The sequence below is a fragment of the Pseudomonas sp. GCM10022186 genome, from assembly GCF_042656385.1.
Lineage (GTDB): Bacteria > Pseudomonadota > Gammaproteobacteria > Pseudomonadales > Pseudomonadaceae > Metapseudomonas.
In genome coordinates this window covers 12500-35531 of record NZ_JBHSOU010000007.1, presented here as the reverse complement: position 1 = coordinate 35531, position 23032 = coordinate 12500, and the positions used below count along the sequence as shown (strand labels likewise).

Here is a 23032-nt window from a genome sequence, read left to right as displayed (position 1 = left end):
GGGTCAGGGCGCCGGATTGGGCAGGCGCGCGTGGATGGCGTTGATCTCGGCCAGCAGCTCCGGGCCGAGGTCCAGGTCCAGGCTGGCAAGGTTCTCGTCCAGCTGCGCCAGGCTGGTGGCACCGCTCAGGGCGCTGCTGACGAAGGGTCGGCTGACGACGAAGGCCAGCGCCAGCTGGGCCGATGACAGGCCGTGGCGCTGCGCCAGCTCGACATAGCCGCCGACCGCGCGCTCGGCCTCCGCGCTGCCGTAGCGGGCGAAGCGGTTGTAGGGCGAGTTCGCCGACAGCCGCGCCCCTTCGGGCTGGGCGCCATCGAGGTACTTGCCGCTGAGCACGCCGAAGGCCAGCGGCGAATAGGCCAGCAGGCCGACGCCCTCGCGATGGCTGAACTCCGACAGGCCCACCTCGAACAGGCGATTGAGCAGGCTGTAGGGGTTCTGGATGCTGACGATGCGCGGCAGGCCGAGGCGCTCGGACTGCTTGAGGAACTCCGCCACGCCCCAGGGGGTTTCGTTGGAGACGCCGATGTGGCGGATCTTGCCGGCCTTCACCAGGTCCGCCAGCACCGCCAGGGTTTCCTCGATGGCCACGCTCTCCTCCTCGCCCACCCAGGGGTAGTCGCGCTGGCCGAAGTAGTTGGTGCTGCGGTCCGGCCAGTGCAGCTGGTAGAGGTCGATGTAGTCGGTCTGCAGGCGGTCCAGGCTGCCGTCGAGGGCTGCCACCAGGTTCTTGCGGTCGTGGTGGCTGCGGCCATCGCGGATGTGCCGGGCCTGCTGCGGCTGGCGCGCCGGGCCGACGATCTTGCTGGCCAGGACGATCTCGTGGCGGCGGCCGGTGCGCGCCAGCCAGCTGCCGATGTAGCGCTCGGTGGTGCCCCAGGTTTCGGCACGGGTCGGGGTGGGGTACATCTCCGCCGTGTCCACCAGGGTCACCCCCCGGGACAAGGCGAAGTCCAGCTGCCGATGGGCATCGGCCTCGCTGTTCTGGTGGCCCCAGGTCATGGTGCCGAGGCCGATGACGCTGACCTGGATATCGGTGTTGCCAAGTGTTCGGTATTGCATCGTCTGGATCTCACGCAAGGGAATTGGAGGGTCAGGCCGAGGCGCTGCGGCGCTCTTGTTCGAACTGGCTGCGGGGGTACGGCAGGCCGAGGTGGTCGCGCAGGGTGCTGCCGCTGTACTCGTGGCGGAACACGCCACGCTTGCGCAGCAGCGGCACCACCTCGTCGACGAAGATCTCCACGCCCGAGGGGAAGCTGTCCGGCATGATGTTGAAGCCGTCGGCGGCGCCGGCGAGGAACCACTCTTCGAGGGTGTCGGCCACCTGTTCCGGGGTGCCGACGATCAGCCGATGGCCGACGAGAATGCGCCGCGACAGCTCACGAACGGTGAGCCGCTCGCGCCGCGCCAGGTTGATCTGGGCCTCGAGGAAACCGTGGGAGCCCTTCTCGAAATCGTTCACCGGGCCGATGCGCTGCCACGGCAGTTCGGCGTCCAGGTCCAGTTCCTCGACGGGAATGCCCAGGCGCTGGGCCACCTGGTTGATCAGCCCGCCTTCACCGATGAAGGAGTTGAGGTGATCGAAACGCGCCCGGGCCTCGGCCTCGGTGCTGCCGATCACGGTGGATAGGCCCGGCATGATCTTCAGGTGCTCGGGGTTGCGTCCCCAGGCCCGCGCACGGCCCTTCATCTCCTGGTAGAACGCCAGGCCGTCGGCCAGGGTGGTCTGGGTGGTGAAGATGGCGTCGGCCCAGCGCGACCCCAGCGCCTTGCCGCCTTCGGAGGAGCCGGCCTGCACCAGCACCGGGCGCCCCTGGGGCGAGCGCGGCACGTTCAGCGGCCCCTTCACCGAGAAATGCCGGCCAACATGGTCCAGGGTGTGCACCTTGGCCGGATCGGCGAACAGGCCGCGGGCGGCATCGCCGATGATGGCGTCATCCTCCCAGCTGTCCCAGAGCTTGACGGCGATGTCGACGAACTCGTCGGCGCGGTCGTAGCGGTCCACGTGCAGCGGCGCGCCGGCCAGGCCGAAGTTCTGCGCGGCGGCGTCGCCGGCATTGGTGACCACGTTCCAGGCCACCCGGCCGCCGCTGATGTGATCGATGGAAGCGAAGCGCCGGGCCAGGTTGAAGGGATCGTTGTAGGTGCTGGAAGCCGTGGCGATCACACCGATGTGCCGGGTGGCCAGGGCCACCGCGGTGAGCAGCACGGTGGGCTCCAGGCGGCCGGCGGGTTGGCGGGCCACGTCGCCGGCCAGCGCCGGGCCGTCGGCCAGGAAGATGGCGTCCAGGGTGCCGCGTTCGGAGATGCGCGCGATGTTGCGGTAGTAGTCCACATCCAGGTAGGCGTTCGGCGGCACTTCGCCGGTGCGCCAGGCAGCCGAGTGGGCGCCGAAGCCGAGGATGTTCATGCCGATGCTCATTTGCCGGGGGTTGCTGCTCATGTCGGGTTCTCCTGGGTGGGCTGGCCCGCGTCCTGCCGGCGCGCGGCTTCGAAGCGCTCGGCCCAGGCTTCGCTGGGCACGGTGCCGTTGAGGTAGTAGTCGCCGAGATAGGCCTCGCGGAGGATCGCCGGGTTGTGGGAGGAAACGGTGCGCGCGTTGCGCCAGTGGCGGTCGAGGCGCCGGGTGCTGCTGGTGGCCGAGGCACCGCCCACTTCGAACAGCAGGGTGGTGGCCTCCAGCACCTGGCCGATGGCGATCTGCTGGGCCTGGTAGGCGCGGATATCGGCCTCGGCGTAGAGCTCGGGCGTCGCCCGGCCGGCCTTGTGGGCCTGCCAGGCGCGTTCCACGGCGGCGGCAACGCCTTCCACCAGGGACTCGGCGGAGAAGGCCAGGCTCGACAGGCGCCCGATCACCCGCTGCACCAGCGGATCCTGACGCGGGCTGGATTGCCCCGGGATGCCGAAGGTGCGCGTTCGCCCCTGGACGAAGGCCACGCCGTCGCGCAGTACCGCCCGCGCGATGCCGGCCAGGGTGGCCAGGTGCACCAGCTGGTAGAACGCGGTGATGTAGGTGGCGCTGCGCCCCTCGCCGCTGTGGAAGCGACGCAACAGCTGCTCCTCGTTCACCTTGACGCCCTCGAAGCGGGTGGTGCCGCTGGCCGTCAGGCGCTGGCCGAAACCGTCCCAGTCGTCCAGGCGCGTCACCCCCGGTGCACGGGTGGGGATGGCCACGGCGACATGCTCGTCGCCATCGCTGGTGGAAGCGGCGATCCAGTCGGCATAGAGGGTGCCGGTGCAGTAGTACTTCTCGCCGTCCACCCGCCAGCCATCGTCCTCGCGAGTCAGGGTCACGCTGTTGCGGGTGGCGTCGGTGCGCTCGGCCATCGCGGCGCCGAAGAGCTCCCCGGCGACGATGCGCGGGAACCAGATATCGCGGTGGGTATCCTCCTCGTCGTTGAGGCGGCCTTCGACGAAACCGAAGTGCGCCCGCAGTATCTGCGGCAGGTTGGAGTCGGCCTCCCCCAGCAAGGTCAGCAGGCGGAACAGCTGCGGCACGCTGGCGCCCAGGCCGCCGTAGGCGCACGGCACCCGCAGCGCGCCGAAACCGGCCTCGCGTAGCCAGGCCACCGGCTCGTGGGCCAGCTCGCGGCGCTCTTCCCGCTGCAGCGCCCCCTCATGGATGCGCGCGAAGATCGGCGTGAACCGCACCAGCAGCTCATCGTCGGCGGGCGGGGCGGAAAGCTCGGCGGGCGGCGTCGCGCCCGACTGGTCGTTGAAGATCATGATCGGTTCCTTGAGGGTCGGTGGCACGCTGTCCTCGTCGAAGAGCGCGCGCAGTTGGGCAAGTGCGGCGTGGCTCATGGGCGGGCCACCCGGGGATCGACAAGGCCGTTGAGCAGGTCCACCAGCAGGTTGATCACCACGTAGATCAGCGCCGCCAGCAGGGTGATGCCGATCACCAGGGGCACGTCCTTGTTGGTGGTCGCCTCGATCATCAGGCGGCCCACGCCCTGCCGGGCGAACAGCGTCTCGGTGATCACCGCGCCCCCCAGCAGGGTGGCGAAGATGAAGCCGGACAGGGTCACCAGGGGGATCAGCGCATGGCGCAGCGCGTGGCCGAGGCGCACCCCTGCCTCCGACAGCCCGCGTGCGCGGGCCATGACGATGAAGGGCTGTTCGAGGATGTCCTCCAGTTCCTGCCGCAGCACCTGGGTGAGGATCGCCGCCACCGGCAGGGCGAGGGTCAGGGTCGGCAGCACCAGGGATTCCCAGCCCTGGGAGCCGGCCGCCGGGAAGATCGGGAAACGGAAGGAGAACAGCAGCAGGAGCAGGATGCCGAGCACGAAGGACGGCATGGATGACAGCACCAGCTCGCCGCCGGAGGCCAACGACGTCAGCCAGCGCGAGCGCCGCGCGGTGGTCACCGCCACGCCGATCGACAGGAACACCGCCACTACCAGCGCGGTCCCCGCCAGCAAGGCGGTGGCGCCCACCTGCTGGGCGATGGCGCGGGTCACCGGAATGCGCAACCGGTAGGACTCGCCCAGGTCGCCCTGGGCCAGGCGCCCCAGATACTGGCCGTACTGGACCAGCAGCGGCTGGTCCAGTCCGTACTCGCTGCGCACCCGCGCCAGCACTTCCTCGGTGGGCAGGGCCTCCGGCCCGCCGAGGATGGCCAGCGCGGTGTCGCCACCCGTGGCGTTAAGGGTGACGAAGGTCAGGGTGGCGGCACCCCAGAGCACGCCGACGCCGGCCAGCAGGCGCCAGAGCAGGGTTCGGATGAGGGTCATGGTTGCTCCCGATCCAGCCAGACGCTGGTGAAGAAGGGGGTGTTGTGGGAGGTGTCGAAGACCACGCCCTTCACCTGCCGGTTGAAAGCGATGAGGCTGTGGTTCTCGTAGGCCGGAACCGCCGGCACCACTTCGGTCAGGCGCTGCTGCGCCTGGCTGTAGAGGCGCTTGAGCTCCTCCGGAACGCGGGACTGGCGAGCCCGTCCGAGCAGGTCGTCCAGCTGCGCGTCGCGAATGCGCGAGCTGTTCTGGCCGATGTAGCGCGGCGAGGTGATCTGGCGGCTGTGGTAGAGGATGTACAGGCCGTCCGGCGTGTTGGTGTGCCAGAAGCCGGCGCCGCTGGCCTGGTACTGGTTGGCGTTGCGGCGCTCGGCGGCCTGCAGCGGCGGCAGCATCTCGATGCGCCAGTCGAAACCGATCTTCTTCAGGTCCGATTGCACCGCCACCTGGTCGGCCGCGGGCGACAGCGGCGTTTCGCTGGCGATCACCGTCGCCGTCAGGCGAACCCCGTCCCGCGTGCGGTAGCCCTCGGCGTCCCGGCCTGTCCAGCCGGCCTGGTCCAGCAAGCGGTTGGCTTGCTCCGGGTCGAAGCGCAGCGAGTCCTGGAAGGATGGGTCGTAGTAGCGGGTGGTGGCCGAGAGGAAGTCGGTCTTCAGCCGGTACTCGCCGAAGCCGATGATCCGCCCGAGCCCTTCTCGATCGATGGCCAGCGCCACCGCCTTGCGCACGCGGACATCGTCGAACGGCGCCTTCTCGGTGTTGAAGGTGACCACCCGCAGGGGATTGCCGAGGTTTATCCGGCTGTGCAGTTCCAGTGCCGGGTTGGCGCGGATGGCGGCGGCCGTCTGCGGCGAGGCGTCGACGGTCAGGTCGTACTGCCCCGAGGCCAGGCTGCTGTAGCGGATCATCGCCTCCGGGACGAAACCCAGCTCGACGCGCTCCAGGTAGGCCGGCCCCTGGTGCCCGAGGAAGTCCGGCGCCCAATGGTAGTCCGCGCGGCGCACGAAGCTTATGCCCTGCTGGGGGACATATTGCTCTATCACGAAGGGGCCGGTGCCCACGGGACGCTCCACCAGGCCCTTGGGGTTCTCCCGCAGCGCGCGGGGCGACATCATCCCGAACCAGGACTGCGCCAGCACGTTGAGGAAGGGCGTATAGGGCTCGCTGAGGCGGGCCTGGAAGGTGAATTCGTCCAGCACCTTGCCGTCGACATAGGGGGCGATGTACGCGGTGGTCATGCCGGTGCGCGTGGCGGGATCGCGAATCCGCCCGAGGTTGGCCAGCACCGCCTCGGCGTTGAACTTCTCGCCGTCGCTGAAGCTGACGTCGTCGCGCAGGTGGAAGGTGTAGGTCAGGCCATCCCGGGAAATCTCCCAGGACTTCGCCAGCCAGGGGGTGATCTCGCCCTTGTCGTCCAGGTAGACGAGGTTGTCGAAGAGCATCCGGCCGAGCCACTTGGGATTGACCCCGGTGATCAGGTGCAGGTCGAGATTGCCCATGTCCATGGCTGCCGAGATGCGCAGGGTGCCGCCGGTATGGCCGGGCGCCTGTTCGACGTAATCGCTGGTGGGGTAGCTGACCGGCTCGCTGGGCGCGGCGGCGGGGCGCAGCGGCTGGTCGTCCGTGGGCGAGCAGGCCTGCAGGACCAGCGCCAGCAGCAGGGGAAATGCGCGCTTCATGGGCGCTCCCCTTCCAGCCAGAAGCTGGTGAACACCGGCGTGTTGTGGGAGGTGTCGTAGACCACGCCCCGGACCCGCGCGCTGCGGGCGGTCATGCTGTAGTTCTCGTACAGTGGGACGGCCGGAACCAGTTCGGTGAGCCGCTGCTGGGCCTGGCTGTAGAGCTGCTGGCAGAGCTGCGGATCGGTGGAGCGACGGGCCTGCCCGAGCAGGCCGTCGAGGCGGTCATCCCTGAGGCGCGCGATGTTCTGGCCAATGCGCCTGGGCGAGGTGATCTCCTGGCTGTGGTAGAGGATGAACAGGCCATCCGGGGTATTGGTGTGCCAGACCCCGGACCCGGTTGCCTGGTAATTGTTGGCCTGGCGCCGTTCGAGTATCTGCAGCGCTGGCAGCTGGACGATCCGCAGCTCCACGCCCACCTTGCGCACGTCGGACTGGATGGCCACGGCATCGGTGACCGACACCAGGTTCTCCGCCAGCAACACCTCGGCGCCCAGGCGCTGGCCATCGCGGGTGCGGTAACCCTCGGCATCGCGGCCGGTCCAGCCCGCCTCGTCCAGCAGGCGGTTGGCTTCATCGGGGTTGTAGCGCAGCGCCGCCTGGAAGGATGGATCGTAGAAGCGCGTATTGGCCGCCAGGTAGTCGCTCTTGGGCCGGTACTCGCCGAACCCGCTGATGCGCACTATCCCCTCACGGTCCACCGCCAGGGCGATGGCCTTGCGCACCCGCACATCGTCGAAGGGCGCCTTCTCGGTGTTAAAGGTCAACCCGCGGTTGGGATTGCCCTTGCGGATGCGGCTGTCGAAGGCCAGGTTGCGGTCGGCGCGGATGCCAGCCGCGTTCTGCGCCGGCGCGTCAATGCTGAAGTCGTACTGCCCGGCGGCCAGCGAGCTGAAGCGCACCAGCGCCTCGGGCACGAAGTCGATGTCGACGCGCTCCAGGTAGGCCGGCCCCTGATGGCGCAGGAAGTCCGGCGCCCAGTGGTAGTCGGCGCGACGCACCAGGCGGATGCCCTGCTGGCGCTCGTAGCGCTCCACCACGAAGGGCCCCGAGCCCACTGGCGCCTCGGCCAGTCCGGCAGGGTTCTCGCGAATGGCCCGGGGCGAGAACATCGCCAGCCAGGATTGCGCGAGCACGTCGAGGAAGGGCGCGTAGGGCTCGCGCAGGTGCGCGCGGAAAGTGAAATCGTCCACCACCTCGCCGTCCACGTAGGGGGCGATGTAGGCGGCGGCCAGGGGCGACCTGGTGGCCGGGGCGCGCATGTGCTCCAGGTTCACCCGCACCGCCTCGGCGTCGAAGCGCACGCCGTCGCTGAAGGTGACGTCATCGCGCAGGTGGAAGGTGTAGGTCAGGCCATCGGCGGAGATTTCCCAGGACCTGGCCAGCCACGGGGTGATCTCGCCCTTGTCGTTGAGGTAGACGAGGTTGTCGTAGAGCAGGCGGCCCAGCCATTGCGAGTTGGTGTGGGAAATCCCGTGCAGGTCCAGGGAGCCGGTGTCCTGGGCGACCGACACCCGCAGGGTGCCGCCGGCCTTGCCCGGCGCCTGCTCGAAGTAGTCGCTGGCCGGGTAGATGAAATCCCGGCCGGATGCCTGCGGCCCGGCGGCTTCCCCGGCGGGTTCGCCGCAGGCCGCCAGGAGCGCCAGGGCCACGGCGCCGGCCAGGTGGCGCAGATGTGCCGGACGAGGGAATCGGCGGGTCTTGATTGGGCTGTCTTCCATGCTGTCGTTTCTTCGCTCGATGGTTAGCCATGGTCCCCGTGGCGCGGACGCCACGGGGCACCTTGGGGTCAGAAGGCCACGGACACGCCACCGAACACGCCGAACTTGTCGCCCGGCGTGGAGCGCGCGGCATCCAGGCCACGGTCGTTGAAACCGGGGCTGACGGTGGCCGCGTAGAACTCGTTGGTGAGGTTCTTGAAGTCCAGGTAGGCCTGCCAGTCGCCGCCCGGGTGGTCGTAGCCGAGGGTCGCGCCGAAGATGGTGTAGGACGCGGTGTTGAAGGTATTGGCGAAGTCGACCGGGTAGGCGGATGCCGATTGCAGGTTGACCCCCGCGTAGAAGCCGGTCGGGTGGTCGTAGCGAAGCTCCGCCTGGTAGAAGTGCTTGGGAATGCCCGGCAGCTGGTTGTCGCCGAAGGTGGCGTCGTCTTCGTAGTAGAAGTCGTTGAGGGTGTACGACTGGCGCAGCACCAGCTTGTGACTGTCGCTGGCACCCCACAGCAGCGTATCCAGGCCGAGCTCGATCCCCTGGTGGATGGTGTCGCTGGCGTTGGCCTCGGTGATCACCGCCGCCGAGGTGGCGGTGGCCGGGAACAGTTCGACGGTCAGCAGTTCGTCCTTCACCTCGGAGCGGTAGAGGCTCAGGCTGCCGGCGAAGATACCCAGCTGTGCCCTGGCGCCCACCTCGAAGGTGACCGCTTTCTGCTCCTTGAGGTTCTTGTGGAACAGGGTGGTGGAACTCGAACCGCCCGGGAAGGACCAGGAGTTGGCCGGCTCGACCGACTTGCTGAGGTTGGTGAACAGCTGCACGTCCGGGTTCAGGTCATAGCGCAGGCCCAGGCGCGGCGCCCAGTTGTGCGCGTTGCGCGAAAACTCGTCACGGATCGGGAAGGTGATCTTGCTTTCGCGCTTGTTGTTGATCCACGACAGGCCGGTGATCAGCCAGAGGTCGGGCGCCACTTCCAGCTCGTTGCTGCCGAAGATCACGTGGTCGGCCGAGCCGCTGTAGTCGGCGACTTTAAGCAGGCGTTTGTAGCTGGCCAGCGCCGGGTTGTTGCCATAGGTGTGCACGCCGCCGTCGAGCTGGGTGGTGGAGAGCAGGCCGAGGCGGCTCTTGCTGGCCAGGCCGAAGAGGCTGTCCTCGCGCAGGTACTTGAGCGAGAGCGAAGCATCGCGGTGGGACCACAGGCTGCGCTCGGTGCTGCGGATGTCGATGGGGTAGTCGTGGAAGACCGCGCCCACTTCCAGGCTGGAGCGCTCATCGAGCACCAGGCTGGTCTTGTTGGCGATCCAGGTCGACCCCTGCTGCACGCGCGACAGGTCGAGGCGCTGGTTGAGCGGTACGGCCTGGCTCGGGTCATCCTCGATCTGGGCACGGGTCAGGTTGCCGGGCGTCTCGTTGTCCGTCTCGCGGTAGCGGTAGTAGAAGCGCGTTTCCAGCTCGGGGCTGAAGCGGTAGCCGAAGTTGCCCGCGATGCCCTGGCTGCTGGCCTTGGTCTGGTCCTGGAAACCGTCGCGGGCGGAGTCGGTGAGGCTGACGAAATAGTCGAAGTTGTCGATCACCTGGCCCGAACTGACCTGGTACTTGCGATAAGCCCAGCTGCCGAATTCGTAACGGGCCTGGAGGCGGTCGGCGTCGTAGCCGGTCTTGGTGACATAGTTGATGGCGCCGCCCAGGGCCAGTGCGCCATGGTCGAAGCCGTTGGCGCCGCGAAGGACCTCGGTGTAGCTCAGACCAAGCGGCTCGAACAGCTCGTAGGGCGTGCCCCCCGGCCCGGTGACCGGCAGGCCGTCGAACTCGAAGAGGATACCGGAGCGGAAGAAGCCCGCCCCCCGGTTGATGCCCGACCCGCGGATGGAAATCTTGATGCCGTCGCCACCACCAGCGGACTGGGCATAGACACCCGGCTGGTAGGCCAGGATGTCCGCGTTGGTGGCCACCCGGCCCTGCTCGACCTGCTCGGAGCTCACCAGGCTGGCGCCTCCCGGAACTTCCCTGATTTCTTCCTTCGCGGCTTCCTGGGCACTATCCACTTTCTTGCCCTTGACCTGGACCGTGCCCAGGCGCGTATCGGTCTCGGCGGCCTGCGCCTGGCCCAGACCCATGATGGCCACCAGTGCCCCCGCACCGACGACCTTCAGCAGCGGCGTGGGCCCCTGCTCCCCCCATACTTCAAGTTTCACTCGAATCACTCCTGTAACTGGCTGAACTTCAATATCGGCCCTCTATTCGTATAGTTGTGCGCTGAAGTTCATTTAGCAGCCTCCATGCCAACCCTGAAATTTCAACCAGATCAACAACTTAACCAAACCAATGAACAGCTCAAGGAACACTCGGACAAACAATCTGCTGAACAAGTGTTGGCCTGAAAACACCCGCCACTAAAATCGCAAGACACTGAAAAACAAGATTTTTCTCAACAACAAAAAAGCCCGGAGCTACTCTCGCAGTCCGGGCCAACCCTGATGTTGAAATTTGAACACTTTGCCTTGATGGCAATAACAGTTCGATAAGATCACCTGATTGACTCAAGCCGATAATTACCCTCCCGGTTTCCCTGACAAGATCTTTCTGAAAGCAAGTTTTACGGAGATTGATTAAAAGGGCCGCCTCTCCCCTGCCTGAAGAGAGGCGACCAAAGCCTGGTCAACGGGCGGTGATCACCGCCAGTTTGGTAATTCCCGCCCGCTCGATGGAGGCCATGGCGCGGGCCACGGCGCCGTAGTCCACCTGGTCGTCGGCCTGCAGCTGCACGCGCAGTTCCGGGTCCTTGGCGCGGGCCACCTCGAGGCTGCTCTGCAGCAGGTCGGGCTGGATCTCGTCCTTGTTGATGAACAGCTTGCCGGCACCGTCGATGCTCACCACCAGCGGGTCCTTCTGCTCGGGCGGGGCCACGGCCTCGGTCTTCGGCAGGTTGATCGGGATGGCGTTGGTCAACAGCGGCGCGGTGACGATGAACACCACCAGCAGCACCAGCATCACGTCCACCAGCGGGGTGACGTTGATTTCGGAAAGGACTTCGTCGTTGTCCTGGGTGGAGAAGGCCATGTCAGGAGGCCTCCTTCACAGTGCTCGCGGTGCGCGCCGGGGCGGGATTGACGATCAGTTTGAAGGCGCTCTTCTGCGCCAGCAGGTAGAAGTCGTGGGCGAAGTCGTCGAGGTCGGCGGCGGTCAGCTTGAGGCTGCGCAGGAAGTAGTTGTAGACCAGCACCGCCGGCACGGCGACGGCGATGCCGACGCCGGTGGCGACCAGCGCGGCGCCGATGGGCCCGGCCACGGTTTCCAGGCTGGCCGAGCCGGCCGCGCTGATGCCCTTGAGGGCCTCCATGATGCCCCAGACGGTGCCGAACAGGCCAATGAAGGGCGAGGTGGAACCGATGGAGGCGAGCACCGCCAGGCCGGATTCCAGGGAACGCCGCTCACGCTGGATCTGCTGGCGCAGGGCGCGCTCCAGGCGGTCCTGGTGGTTGATCGCCTGGCTCAGGTCGCCGGGTTGGCCACCCTGCACCTGGATGGCGGCGAAGCCGGCCTGGGCCACGTGGGCGGCAGCGCCAGCGTGCTGCTGCAGCCGCTCGGCGGCGCTGTCCAGGCTGGTGGCGCTCCAGAAGCGCTTCTGGAACTGGCGGTCGCGGCGCTTCAGGCGGGCGAACTGGATGCCCTTGACCAGGGCCAGGCCCCAGGTGACGACGGAGAAGCCGATGAGCAGCCAGATCACCAGGTGCTCGATGGAAGCGAAGGGGTTGGTTAGCAGGTCCATGGTGAAAATCCTCTGATCAGTTCAACTTGAAATCGATGGGCACGCTGACCCAGCCGTCGCGGGCCACGTCGCCCTGCTTGGCTGGCACGAAGGTCCAGCGCTTGACCGCGCGCAGCGCGGCTTCGTCGAGCAGCTCGCGGCCGCTGGATTTCTGTACCTGCACCTCGCTCGGCAGGCCGCTGGCGAGCACATGCACACGCAGCAGCACCGTGCCTTCCCAGCCGCGTCGCTGGGCGAAGGCGGGGTATTCCGGCGCCGGATTCTTCAGGTAGCCGGCATTGGCCGAGGGCGGCGTCACCGGTGCCGGGGGCGCTGGCGGCGCGGGCGGGGCCTCGGCCTTCGGTGCTGCGGGCGGCGGTTCCGCCGGCTTGGCCACGGGCTTCGGCGCGGGCTTGGGCGGCTGCGGTTTCGGCTTGGGCTTGGCCACCGGCTTGGGCGGCGGCTTCACCGCCAGCTCCTCCACCACCGGCGGTGGCGGCTCGACCACGGGCGGCGGCGGTTCCGGTGGCGGCGGTTCCACCACCGGCGGTGCCGGGGCGGTGAACTCGATGGTCATGGGCGGGATCTGCGGCGGCACCTCCGGTAGCGGCGGGGTGGGTTTCTGGCTCAACCAGTGCAGCACCGCGCCGTGCAGGACCAGGGCGAATGCGCCCAGCAGCAGAGCCTCGCGGCGGCTGAGCACGCGAGTGGAGCCGGGACTGCGGAAGACCACGCGATCCAGCGCCTGGCGCACCGGGACGCCGAGGTCGCGGACCTCGCCTGGGCGGCGCACTTCCTGCCAATGCAGTTCGCGGACGCTGTCGGCTTCGAGGACATTGCCCATGGGCAAGACTCCTGGGGATAAAAAGGCCCGGCCTGTGCCGCCGGGCTTGTTGAACAGGCAACCGGTGCTGGACCGGCGAGACGGCCGAGCTAGAGCGGTCGGCCATGGAGGAATGATTGGGGCGGAAGCCTTATCTCATAAAGTAATTTTTAATGATTTTGTAATTACTTTTAGAGATATATGATTTGTAACTTACTGAATTTGAAAGGAAAAACTTCAAGAATGCCTTGAGGGCATGGAAAATATGCCCGACAAGCATCGCGCCCCCGTAGGGTGCGCCGTGCGCACCGGCCCCTTGGCGCAGGGGTTTCGGTGCGTGCAAAAAGCAAAAAGCAAACGCCCCCGCAGGTCTGTCCCTGCGGGGGCGAATTCATTGCCGGATGGCCGCAGCGCGGCGCCGGGCTCAGGTTTTGCGGATGATCTGGCTGCGCTGGCCGTCGATACCCACCGGCACGTCGCCGGCCAGGGTCACGCGGCGGACGATGCGCGGCTGGGTGTCGTAGTCGTCCACGGCGTAATGCTGGGTCGCGCGGTTGTCCCAGATAGCCACGTCACCGGCCTGCCAGCGCCAGCGCACGGTGTTCTCCAGGCGGGTGACATGGCTCTGCAGCACCCCGAAAAGGTGCGCCGAATCCGACTGGGAGAAGCCCTTGATGCGCTTGACGAAGTGCCCCAGCAGCAGCGTGCGTTCGCCGCTTATCGGGTGCACCCGCACCACCGGGTGCTCGGTCTCGTAGACGGTGGACGTGAACACCTTGCGGTACTGCTCCAGCTTCTCGGCGCTGACATGGGGCCGGACGGCGGCATAGTCGTATTCGTTGCTGTGCACCGCCCAGAGCTTGTCCGCCAACTCGCGCAGCGGCGCTGGCAGGTCCTGGTAGGCGCTGGCGGTGTTGGCCCAGACGGTGTCGCCGCCGGCGGCGGGCGCCACCACGCTGCGCAGGATGGAAGCCTTGGGATAGGCGTCGACGAAGGTGACATCGGTGTGCCAGGAGTTGGCGCGCTGCCCCTCGGCGCCATCCAGTTGCAGCAGATAGTCGGTACCCTCGCGCACCGGCACCGTGGGGTGGGCTACCGGCTCACCGAGCAGCTTGGCGAAGGCTTCCTGGCCCTGGTCGTCGAGCTGGGTCTGGCCACGGAAGAAGATCACCTTGTGCTGCACCAGGGCGGCCTGGATGGCTTCGATGATGGCGGCGTCCAGCGTCCCGGACAGGTTGACGCCGCGGATCTCGGCGCCGATGCGTCCGCCAACGGGATGAATATCGAGTTCGACGGCCTGGGGTTGGCTGGCCAGTGCAGCAGTGCTCATGGTGCGGTCCTCGCGGTCAGGTGGGATGCGCCATATGCTTATTCGATATACGTCTAACAATTTATCGAATGCGCATTTGACGGAATAAGAGCCTGCATTTAAAACCCCAGGCAAACCCGCGACAAATACCTTCTCCCTATATTTTCGATGCCGGAAAAGCACCATGGACCTGCGCCAGCTCCGCTACTTCATCGCCCTGGTCGAACACCGTAGTTTTGTGCGCGCGGCCGACGCCATGGGCATCACCCAGCCGGCCTTCAGCCGCAGCATCCAGGGCCTGGAGCAGGACTTCGGCTGCCAGCTGGTGGATCGCGGGAACAAGGAGCTGCGTCCCACGCCCGAAGGCCATGTGGTGCTGCAACACGCCCTGCGCCTGGTGCAGGGGGCGAGCAATCTGCTGCGCGAAATCGACCAGATGACCAAGCTGGATGCCGGCGAGCTGCACTTCGGCAGCGGCCCGGCGCCGGCCGTTCAACTGGTACCGGACGCACTGGCCGATTTCATGCGGCGCTACCCGCGCATTCGCACGCATTTCGAGGTGAACAACTGGGAAGTGCTGGGACGTCGCCTGGCTCGCGACGAGATCGAGTTCTTCATTGCCGACGTGCGCCAGTTCGAGGCCGACCCGAACTTCCAGACCCGCCCGCTGCGGCCTCGCCACGGCCGCTTCTTCTGCCGTCGGGGGCACCCCTTGCTGGCCAAGGAGAGCCTGTCCACCAACGACATGTTCGACTACCCGCTGGCCGCCACCCGTCTGCCGGCGGGTATCCGCAAGCTGCTGGCGAGCTACAGCGGCAGGGCGGATTTCCAGCTGAGCCTGGAGAGCGACCATGTGCCGACCCTGGTACAGGTGGTGCGCCAGACCGACGCCATCGGCCTTGCCCAGCGGGAAACCATCGCCCCATTGCTGGAGCGCGGCGAGCTGGCCCTGCTGCACTGGCGCAACCTGCCCGAGCGGCTGGACAGCCTGGCGGCGCGCTGCGGCATCGTCACCCGCACCGGCTATCGCCTGTCGCCGGCGGCGCGGGCGCTGATCGAGGTGCTGGTGAAGTTGGATTCGATGGAGCAGGCGGCCTAGGTCAGCGTCCGGACCTCCCTGCAGGGGCGAATTCATTGGCCATGTCTGCGTTAGCTGTTGTAGCACCGAATGGAAGCGTCTAATACGGGATTTTCGGGCCTCCGTGCCCGCCTGACACATCCCTCTCCCCCGGCCCCCGCCCTGCGCCCCTGCCTGATCGCTTCGCGCTCAGGCGTTCATCGGCACCGGAAGCGGTGCTTCCGAAAGCGTGCCTCTTCACCCCGGAGGGAGAGGGGTGACTCGTGCCTGACAGGGCGCAGCAATCCTCATGCCTGATCAATGCCTGAATCGGTGCAGAAGCGGTGGGGCGGCGACTGCGCCCCGTCAGGAGGCCGAGCGGAATCGTTGCAGAGGGGGACGAGCGGCATGGATGCCGCGAGAGGCGTGCGGGGCCAGGGATGGCCCCTCACGCCGGGCCCCCGGCGCAACGATGGAGCGAGGGGAGTCCGGCGAAGCAGGACGGGGACGCCGAGTTCCGGATGCAGGGGCAAGCGTTTTGGTTCCTTTTTGGGGGGCGGCCATCCGTCGTTTGAAAAAGGGACTCGCCGGGGGGCGAAACAGGGATTCGTCGCCCGCTCGATAATCAGCTTGGCTCAGGACGCTCTAGCACTTAACGCAGACATAGCCAATTCATTCGCCAAGCGGGCCGCAGGACTGCCCCGAATCCGCGCCCTCACCCCAACCCTTTCCGCGCAGGCGCATTTGCTCGGGCATTCTTCCTGTGAGAGCGAATTCATTCGCGAATGTCCTGTGGATAAAAAAAGCCGCCTTTCGGCGGCTTCTACAACGTCCCTGTATTGACGTCCTGTCGATGACTCCCTGTCAGCGCGAGGCCTGCACCGGCCCCTGCGCCTGCAATGCCGCGTCGAGGAAACGCGGCTCCACCCAGTCGGATACCTGGAAGCCCCGGCGGATGAGGCGCTCCTTGGCCGCCAGGTCCACGCCCTGCTGCAGCCGGCCGATGAAATCGGCATCCAGGCGGGGATCGAAGTACTGGCTGAAGTTCTCCTTCGCCAGGTCATCCTTGAGGATCACCGGCGGGTAGCTGGCCAGGCGCGAGACCAGTTCCACATAGGCGTCCTTGTTGGCGTCGTCGCGCAGCCAGTTCACCGCCTGCTGCTGGGCCTTGACCAGGCGCCCCACCAGGTCGGGGTGCTCGCGGACGAAGGCGCCCGTGGCCACCAGCACCGCCTGGGTGCTGCCGGCACCTTGCAGGTCCCGGGAGCTCAGCGGCAGTTCGGCCAGGCCACGCTCGCGCAGGGCGAGCAGGTTGGCGAGGCCCCAGGTGGCGTCGATCTGTTTTGCCGCCAGGGCGGCGTTGGCGGCGTTGAAGTCGAGGTTGATCACCTTGAGGTCGCGCTCGCTGAGACCCTGGCTGGCCAGGGCACTGGCGAAGGAAAGCTGGTTGGCGGTGCCTCGGAACACCGCCACGCGCTTGCCCTTGAGGTCCTGGAGGGTCTTGATGCCGGAGCCCGGCACCACGCCCAAGTAGCTCTTCACCCCACGGACGTTGGCGCTGAGCACGCGGGTATCGAGGCCGTTGGCCTTGCCGATGATGGCAGCCAGGTCGCCGAGGTAGGCGAAGTCCGCCTGGCCGTTGGCCAGGGCTTCGTTGATCACCGGTCCCGCCCCCTTGAAGAAGCGCCAGTCGATGCGGATGCCATCCTTGGCGAACTCCTGCTCGAGGGTCTGCCGGTTGCGCAGCACGTCCACCACGCCACCGGCGCTGTGTTCGCTGCCGGCGCTGAGGTCGGGCACGGCGATGCGGATCGCATCGGGCTGGGCCGTGGCAGCCTGGGCGGCCAGGGGGAAGGCGCCGAGCAGGCCGATCAGCAGCGGCGAGGCAAAGGCCCCGAGGACGTGGTTAAGCAGGGTTTTCATGGTGGGCGCTCCTTGGCTGGCGGCCGCCGGCAACAGCCGGCGCTGTGGAGCAGAAGCTAGGCGTGAACCCATAGGCCGAACAAATATTAAAAAATCATTCTTTAGTAACTTTTTTGCCTAAGCCAGGCGCGACGGGGCCTGCAATAGGGCATGCAGCGCGCGCATGAAAAATATGAGGCAAACGCATCGTTCAGCGCTTTTCCGGTGATGGGCCGCCGTGTTCTTATCCATTTCAGTCATTAATTAATAAATTGTTATTCCATAAATGAATAGCAAAAGAACCATCGTTCGGGAGATGGAGATGAGCCGAACCCTGACCTGGGCGCCCGGCGCCCTCGCTGCGCCGGAATGGCTGCGCGGCCGTGCCGACACCCTGCTGCCCTGGTTGCTGCCCCTGGGCGTGGCCCTGCTGTGGGTGCTGGCGAGCCGCTTCCAGTGGATGAGCGCGCAGGTCCTGCCGGCACCCGCACTGGTCTGGCAGAGCGCCCTGGAGTTCGGCTCCGGCGAGCTCTGGGGCCACCTGTGGATAAGCCTGCAACGGCTGTTCTGGGGTCTTCTGGCCGGGGTTGCCGGCGGTCTGCTGCTGGGGACCTGGCTGGGCGCCTCGAAGCGCGCCGAAGCATTGGTCTATCCAAGCTTCGTGGCCCTGGCGCAGATTCCCACGCTGGCCTGGATTCCGCTGTTCATGCTGTTCTTCGGCATCGGCGAACTGCTCAAGCTGGTGGTGCTGATCAAGGCGGTGGTGGTGCCGGTGACCCTGCACACCCTGGTCGGGGTACGCGACGCCCAGCCCAAGCTGCGCGAGGCCGCCGCGGTGCTGCGGCTGCCAAGCCACCTGCTGTTCCTGCGCCTGCTGCTGCCGGCCGCCCTGCCCGCCTTTCTCGCGGGTTTCCGCCTGGCCCTGGCCACCGGCTGGACCTCGCTGCTGGCCGTGGAGCTGCTGGCCTCCAGCGAAGGCCTGGGCTACCTGATGGTCTGGGGCCGGCAGTTGTTCATGCTCGACCTGGTGTTCCTCTGCATCCTGCTCATCGGCCTGGTGGGCGCCGCCATGGATCGCGGCTTCGGCCTGCTGGAGCGGCAGTTGCTGCACTGGCCGCAACCCGCCACCGGCGAGCAACGCCAGCGCGGCGCCAGTCATGGCTGGCGCCGCCTGCAGGGCGGCCTGCTGCCCCTGGCGCTGCTGATCATCTGGCAGTCCAGCAGCAGCCTGGGCTGGGTCGACCACAATATCCTCGCCTCGCCCCTGGATGTACTGCGCGCCCTGGCCCAAGGCCTGGCCGACGGCTCCCTGCCCCATGCCATGCAGCTCAGCCTGCAGCGCGCCCTGGCCGGCCTGGCCCTGGGCGGCGGCGCCGGCTTCCTGCTGGGCCTGCTGCTGGGGCTTTCGGCCCGCGCCGAACGCCTGCTGGGGCCGAGCCTGTCGGCCCTGCGCCAGGTGGCCATCTTCGCCTGGGTGCCGCTGCTCACCGCCTGGTTCGGCCTGGGCGAGGCGGCCAAGGTGGTGTTCGTCGGCCTGGCGGCCTTCTTCCCGCTGTTCATCGCCACCCAGCGCGGCATCGCCAGCCTCTCGCCGCAACTGGAAGAAGCTGCGCGCGCCCTGCGCCTGGACCTGCCGAAACGCCTACGCCTGCTGGTGTTGCCCGGCGCCGCCCCGGCGATCTTCGCCGGCCTGCGCCTGTCGCTGATCTATGCCTGGCTGGGGACCATCGGGGCCGAATACTTCATGCCGTCGGATGGCGGCATCGCCAGCCTGATGCTCGGTGCCCAGCAGCTGTTCCGCATGGACCAGGTGATGGCGGCGATGCTGCTGGTGGGCCTGGTCGGCGCCCTGCTGGGCACTCTCGGACAACGCATCGAAACACGCGCGACGCGCTGGAGACACGCATGAATGCCTTCAATCCCTCGGCCCGGGAAGCGGCCAACCAGCCCCATGCCACGCCACCGCTGGTCAGCTTCGACCGGGTGGGCAAGGTGTTCTCGGTGGACGGCCAGGCCTTCGAGGCGCTCCAGGATTTCAGCCTGGCGATCAACGAGGGCGAGTTCATCGCCATAGTCGGCTCCAGTGGCTGCGGCAAATCCACCCTGCTGCGCCTGCTGGTGGGGCTGGATACCGACTTCAGCGGCGAGATCCGCGTGGATGGCGCGCAGGTCCGGGGCATAGGCGGCGAGCGCGGCATCGTCTTCCAGGAGCACCGGCTGTTCCCCTGGCTGACGGTGGCGCAGAACATCGGCCTGGGGCTGGTGAACGAGAAGCTGACCCAGGGCGAACGCGCGCGGCGGGTGCACGAGTTCGTGCAACTGGTGGGGCTGAATGGCTTCGAGTCGGCCTACCCGCACCAGCTTTCCGGCGGCATGGCCCAGCGCGTGGCCATCGCCCGCGGCCTGGTGGCCAGCCCGCGCATCCTCTTGCTGGACGAGCCCTTCGGCGCCCTCGATGCGCTGACCCGCCAGCAGCTGCAGGACGAGCTGCTGGCCATCCGCGAACGCTCCGGCATCACCACCCTGCTGGTCACCCATGACGCCGAGGAGGCCATCTACCTGGCCGACCGGGTGGTGGTGATGGCACCCCGACCGGGACGGATCAAGTCAGTGGTGGAGATCGACCTGCCGCATCCGCGCCAGCGCACCGGAGCGGACTTCCACCGGCTGCGGGAGGGGTTGCTGCACCAGCTCACCGGGGATGGCGACTACCTGCCGCCGGTGGCGCAGCGGGTGGAAGGGGTGCGGCCGGAGTTCATCGCGCTGTAGGGGCGAACTCATTCGCCAAGGACAGCGCAGCTGTCCCAAGGGTGGATGACGCTCTTTTCATCCACCGCCGGTGCCCCGCCAAGCCTCGCATGGTGGACCGGTGAAGCGTGGTCCACCCTACAAATGTCTGGTAGCACTGCGTCGTGGACCGGCGGCCTCACTCGGCGAGCACGATCTGGTTCTTGCCGCCGCGCTTGGCCTGGTACATGGCGGCGTCGGCGCGGGCATAGAGGCTATCCAGGCTGCCGTCGTCACGCAGGCTGGCCAGGCCCTGACTGACGGTGACGCCGAAGCTCTGGCCCTCGATGGTGAAGCCCAGGCGCTGCACCTCCCGCTGCAGGCGCTCGGCGATCTGCCACGCCAGGTCCGCCGGGCAGCCGGGCAGCAGGGCGGCGAACTCTTCGCCGCCGATGCGGCCGAACAGGTCGCCCCGGCGCAGGGCGTTGGCACCGCACTGGGCGATGCGCTGCAGCACCTGGTCACCTGTCTGGTGGCCGTAGGTGTCGTTGATCTGCTTGAAGTCATCGATATCCAGCAGGATGAAGGCCAGCGGGCTGCCGAACTGCAGCGAATGCTCGAACGCGCTCTGGGCGCATTCGAAGAAGTGCCGGCGGTTGCTGCTCTTGGTCAGCACATCTGTGGTGGCCAGGCGGTGCAGCTCACCCTCCAGGCGCTTCTTCTCGGTGATGTCCTCGGCTATGCCCACCACTATGGTCGGCTGGCCTTCCCCGCCGTGCTGGCTGATGAAGCACTTGTCGCTGATCCAGCGCAATTGGCCATCGGCGCGGATGATGCGGTATTCGCGGGCCTCGATGGCGCCCTTCTCCAGCACCTCGGCGAAGCTCTGGGCGGCATAGTCCACATCGTCCGGGTAGATGCAGTTGCGCCACTCGCTGTAGTCCGCCAGCAGCAGCGCGGCGGAGCGGCCGAACAGGCGCTCGTAGGCCGGGCTCACGTAGATGACCCGCTGGGCCTCCCAGTCGAAGGCCCAGAGCACGGCGTTCACGCTGCCCAGGAGGCTGCTGAAGATGGCCTCGCGCTCGCGCAGCCGTTCCACTTCGCCGCGGCTGTGGAGCAGGGCGAGGGTGAGTTTTTCCAGTTCGCTTGGGGATTCGAGGGACGTTTCCATTCGGCCGCTACCGTCACAGGACCTGCCTTCGACAGATTAGGCAGGTAAAAGTGCGGCGCAAAATCCAGCCGACGGTCAGGCGTGACTGGCGTGACGGAAGGCATCGAAGCGGTTGAGCAGGCGGTGCAGGACGAACACCGCCACCAGGGTCAGAAACACCGCCACGCACACCGACGACAGGCGGTAGGCGATGGAATACAGCACATCGTGCTGCGGCGTCAGGTACTGGCCGAAGACGATGGCCAGGGTGGTGAGGGCGCCGAAGCCGATGCCCTGGGCTCCTTCCAGCACGTGCAGGCGGGCGCAGCAGAGGGCGGCGGTCCAGTACATCAGGGTGACCAGCGGCAGCACGTCGTAATGGCTGTAGAGCACCAGTTGCAGGACCAGGCCGATGGCGCAGCCGAGCAGGGTGCCAAGGGCCCGGATGCGGCCGGCGAAGCGGATGCCGTTCCAGTGCATGGGAAAGAGCACCAGGATCGACGCCACCTGGGCCGACAGCGAGTCGCGCAGGTCGAAGCTCTGGAAGAGCATGAAGGACAGGGTGGCGATGGTGGCGCCGAGTACCGCCTCGTGGCGCTGGCTCGGGAGGTCCTTTGCTGGCGTCTGGCGGGGCGGGCGCGGCTCGGCGTCGGGGAACAGCCAGAACATCAGCCAGGCGATCAGCACCGTCAGGCCTGCGGCCACCAGGTTGCTGGCGACCAGGTCATGGAGGTGGGTATCCGGGTAGCTGGCGAAATGCAGCTGCATGGAGAGGAACACGCTGCCCAGGGCACCGAACATGAACAGCGGCCCCTGGGCCATCAGGCGGAAGCGCCAGAGAAAGGCGAGGAAGGCCAGCGGCGCCATCAGCTGCGGGCGGTCGCCGAACAGGCCGTAGATCAGCAGTACCTCGGCGCTCACCACCACCGCCTGCAGGAGGAACTGGCGCACCACGTGGGCGTTGATGCGCGGCGTCAGGCCGAGCAGGAGCATGGGGTAGACGCAGAAGAAGGCACCGTTGTCCCAGCCCATCAGCTTGCAGATGAACAGCCCCAGGGTGCCGCCGCCGGCCAGGCGCAGGCACTGCCTCAGATCGTTCTCGGCAAGGACTGTCCTGCGGCTCATCAGTACACGTAGTGCAGCAGGCTGATCAGGGCGATCTGCAGGCGGCCGAACAGGTCCGCCAGGTGCGAATCGCGCGGATAGAGCTGGACCGTGGCCTTGGCGCCGCTGGGCAGGGCACGGGGCAGGGTCTCGGTGAGGTTGACGTGCAGGCGCTGGCGCTGGGCGTCACGCACCCAGCGGTCGGACACCGCCGGCGCGGCGAGGTCGCCATTGGCGTCCAGTTGCCCCTCTTTCACCCCGGCATCGATGGCGCTGACCTTCGCCTCGAAGATGTGGCCCGGCAGGGCGTCGAACACCACCGAGGCGCCATCCTCCAGGCGTACGTAGCGCAGGGCCTTCTCGCGGAAGTCGGCGCTGATGTCGGCCTCGTCCGCCACCAGCGCGGCCACCGGGGCGCCGGCGTGCAGGAAGGCACCGGTGGACAGCTGCAGGTTGCTCAGGGTGCCGGCACGCTCGGCACGGACTTCGCTGTATTCCAGTTGCAGGCGCGCCTGGTCCAGGGCGTTGCGCGCCTGGCGCAGGCGCAGGTTGTCATCGCCCGCGGCACCGCGCCGGGCAGTCAGCTCGCGGATGCGCGCACCGGCGGCGCTCAGCTTGGCCTGCGCAGCCTGGCGCTGGGCCTCGGTCTGTTCATAGAGCTGGCGCGACACGTGCTGGCTCTGCACCAGGCGGCCCAGGCGCGCGGCTTCGCGCTGCAATTCGTTGGCCGACGCCTGGGCGGCGGCCTGGTCGGCGCGGGCGGCGGCGATGGCGGCATCGAGCTGGCGGTTGTCCTGCCCGGCCTGCTCCAGCGCCAGCTCGGCGGAACGCACGGCGAGGCGGAAGGGTTCCGGGTCGAGGCGGAACAGCAACTGGCCGGCCTCGACGTGCTGGTTGTTGGCCACGGCGACGTCCAGCACCTGGCCGTCCACCCGCGGGGCGATGCGCAGCACCGGGCGGGTCAGCTGGGCCTGGGGCGTGATGGGCATCCACAGGTCCGCCGCGAGAAAGTAGGCGAACAGCAGGACGAACAGGACGATGGCCGCCTGGACCCGACAGGCGAATCTTTGATCCGGAGTCATGCGTACCTC

Annotated in this window: 19 protein-coding genes; 4 read left to right on the top strand and 15 right to left on the bottom strand. The window is 67.4% G+C overall.

Going from position 1 to position 23032, the window contains the following annotated elements:
- Nucleotides 1-3: 3 nt before the first annotated feature.
- From ACFPU0_RS04245 to ACFPU0_RS04200, 10 genes are all read right to left on the bottom strand, one after another.
- A complete protein-coding gene (locus ACFPU0_RS04245) occupies nucleotides 4-1062 on the bottom strand; it encodes an NADP(H)-dependent aldo-keto reductase (RefSeq protein ID WP_377691541.1) in 1059 nt (352 codons plus the stop codon).
- A gap of 31 nt (nucleotides 1063-1093) precedes the next feature.
- Entirely contained in the window at nucleotides 1094-2443 is a 1350-nt protein-coding gene (locus ACFPU0_RS04240; protein WP_377691540.1) for an LLM class flavin-dependent oxidoreductase, read from the bottom strand.
- Nucleotides 2440-3726 carry an acyl-CoA dehydrogenase family protein gene (locus ACFPU0_RS04235; protein WP_377691805.1) on the bottom strand — a complete coding sequence of 429 codons (1287 nt, stop codon included), beginning with the start codon at nucleotides 3724-3726 and terminating at the stop codon, nucleotides 2440-2442. Before ACFPU0_RS04235 ends, ACFPU0_RS04240 begins: the two co-directional genes overlap by 4 nt.
- Before the next feature lie 74 nt (nucleotides 3727-3800).
- Nucleotides 3801-4733, bottom strand: a complete 933-nt coding sequence (locus ACFPU0_RS04230; protein ID WP_377691539.1) for an ABC transporter permease — start codon at nucleotides 4731-4733, stop codon at nucleotides 3801-3803.
- On the bottom strand, nucleotides 4730-6412 hold the full coding sequence (locus ACFPU0_RS04225) for an ABC transporter substrate-binding protein (protein WP_377691538.1): 1683 nt from the start codon (nucleotides 6410-6412) through the stop codon (nucleotides 4730-4732). The genes ACFPU0_RS04230 and ACFPU0_RS04225 overlap by 4 nt, the downstream gene beginning before the upstream one ends.
- Nucleotides 6409-8133 carry an ABC transporter substrate-binding protein gene (locus tag ACFPU0_RS04220; RefSeq protein WP_377691537.1) on the bottom strand — a complete coding sequence of 575 codons (1725 nt, stop codon included), beginning with the start codon at nucleotides 8131-8133 and terminating at the stop codon, nucleotides 6409-6411. The genes ACFPU0_RS04225 and ACFPU0_RS04220 overlap by 4 nt, the downstream gene beginning before the upstream one ends.
- Nucleotides 8134-8201: 68 nt before the next feature.
- Nucleotides 8202-10238, bottom strand: coding sequence for a TonB-dependent receptor family protein (locus tag ACFPU0_RS04215; RefSeq protein ID WP_377691804.1), 2037 nt, complete (start codon nucleotides 10236-10238; stop codon nucleotides 8202-8204).
- Between the two features lie 541 nt (nucleotides 10239-10779).
- The gene (locus ACFPU0_RS04210) at nucleotides 10780-11181 is read right to left on the bottom strand and encodes an ExbD/TolR family protein (protein WP_377691536.1); all 402 of its coding nucleotides are present in this window, start codon (nucleotides 11179-11181) and stop codon (nucleotides 10780-10782) included.
- A 1-nt stretch (nucleotide 11182) separates the two neighbouring features.
- Nucleotides 11183-11890 carry a MotA/TolQ/ExbB proton channel family protein gene (locus ACFPU0_RS04205; RefSeq protein WP_377691535.1) on the bottom strand — a complete coding sequence of 236 codons (708 nt, stop codon included), beginning with the start codon at nucleotides 11888-11890 and terminating at the stop codon, nucleotides 11183-11185.
- Nucleotides 11891-11906: 16 nt separating this feature from the next.
- The gene (locus tag ACFPU0_RS04200; RefSeq protein WP_377691534.1) at nucleotides 11907-12713 is read right to left on the bottom strand and encodes an energy transducer TonB; all 807 of its coding nucleotides are present in this window, start codon (nucleotides 12711-12713) and stop codon (nucleotides 11907-11909) included.
- Between ACFPU0_RS04200 and ACFPU0_RS04195 the strand changes: the two genes are divergently transcribed.
- Complete coding sequence (locus ACFPU0_RS04195) at nucleotides 12712-12897, top strand: hypothetical protein (protein WP_377691533.1); 186 nt, start codon at nucleotides 12712-12714, stop codon at nucleotides 12895-12897. The genes ACFPU0_RS04200 and ACFPU0_RS04195 overlap by 2 nt on opposite strands.
- A 219-nt stretch (nucleotides 12898-13116) precedes the next feature.
- Here ACFPU0_RS04195 and ACFPU0_RS04190 read toward each other — a convergent pair whose 3' ends face one another.
- Complete coding sequence (locus ACFPU0_RS04190) at nucleotides 13117-14022, bottom strand: TauD/TfdA dioxygenase family protein (RefSeq protein WP_377691532.1); 906 nt, start codon at nucleotides 14020-14022, stop codon at nucleotides 13117-13119.
- A gap of 163 nt (nucleotides 14023-14185) precedes the next feature.
- Here ACFPU0_RS04190 and ACFPU0_RS04185 point away from each other — a divergent pair, with 163 nt between their 5' ends.
- Entirely contained in the window at nucleotides 14186-15100 is a 915-nt protein-coding gene (locus tag ACFPU0_RS04185) for a LysR family transcriptional regulator (RefSeq protein WP_377691531.1), read from the top strand.
- Nucleotides 15101-15922: 822 nt separating this feature from the next.
- Here the strand turns inward: ACFPU0_RS04185 and ACFPU0_RS04180 are convergent.
- Nucleotides 15923-16981: an ABC transporter substrate-binding protein gene (locus ACFPU0_RS04180; protein ID WP_377691530.1), complete on the bottom strand. Its 1059-nt coding sequence runs from the start codon at nucleotides 16979-16981 to the stop codon at nucleotides 15923-15925.
- 301 nt (nucleotides 16982-17282) lie between these two features.
- On the opposite strand from ACFPU0_RS04180, the gene ACFPU0_RS04175 reads away from it, so the two are divergent.
- Together ACFPU0_RS04175 and ACFPU0_RS04170 are read left to right on the top strand one after the other, a co-directional pair.
- On the top strand, nucleotides 17283-18869 hold the full coding sequence (locus ACFPU0_RS04175) for an ABC transporter permease (protein ID WP_377691529.1): 1587 nt from the start codon (nucleotides 17283-17285) through the stop codon (nucleotides 18867-18869).
- The gene (locus ACFPU0_RS04170; protein WP_377691528.1) at nucleotides 18866-19729 is read left to right on the top strand and encodes an ABC transporter ATP-binding protein; all 864 of its coding nucleotides are present in this window, start codon (nucleotides 18866-18868) and stop codon (nucleotides 19727-19729) included. The genes ACFPU0_RS04175 and ACFPU0_RS04170 overlap by 4 nt, the downstream gene beginning before the upstream one ends.
- Nucleotides 19730-19886: 157 nt before the next feature.
- On the opposite strand, the gene ACFPU0_RS04165 is transcribed toward ACFPU0_RS04170, so the two are convergent.
- The 3 genes from ACFPU0_RS04165 to ACFPU0_RS04155 form a co-directional block, all read right to left on the bottom strand.
- Nucleotides 19887-20858 carry a diguanylate cyclase domain-containing protein gene (locus tag ACFPU0_RS04165; protein WP_377691527.1) on the bottom strand — a complete coding sequence of 324 codons (972 nt, stop codon included), beginning with the start codon at nucleotides 20856-20858 and terminating at the stop codon, nucleotides 19887-19889.
- A gap of 75 nt (nucleotides 20859-20933) precedes the next feature.
- Entirely contained in the window at nucleotides 20934-21962 is a 1029-nt protein-coding gene (locus ACFPU0_RS04160; RefSeq protein ID WP_377691526.1) for a DUF2955 domain-containing protein, read from the bottom strand.
- On the bottom strand, nucleotides 21962-23023 hold the full coding sequence (locus ACFPU0_RS04155; RefSeq protein WP_377691525.1) for an HlyD family secretion protein: 1062 nt from the start codon (nucleotides 23021-23023) through the stop codon (nucleotides 21962-21964). Before ACFPU0_RS04155 ends, ACFPU0_RS04160 begins: the two co-directional genes overlap by 1 nt.
- Nucleotides 23024-23032 lie beyond the last annotated feature (9 nt).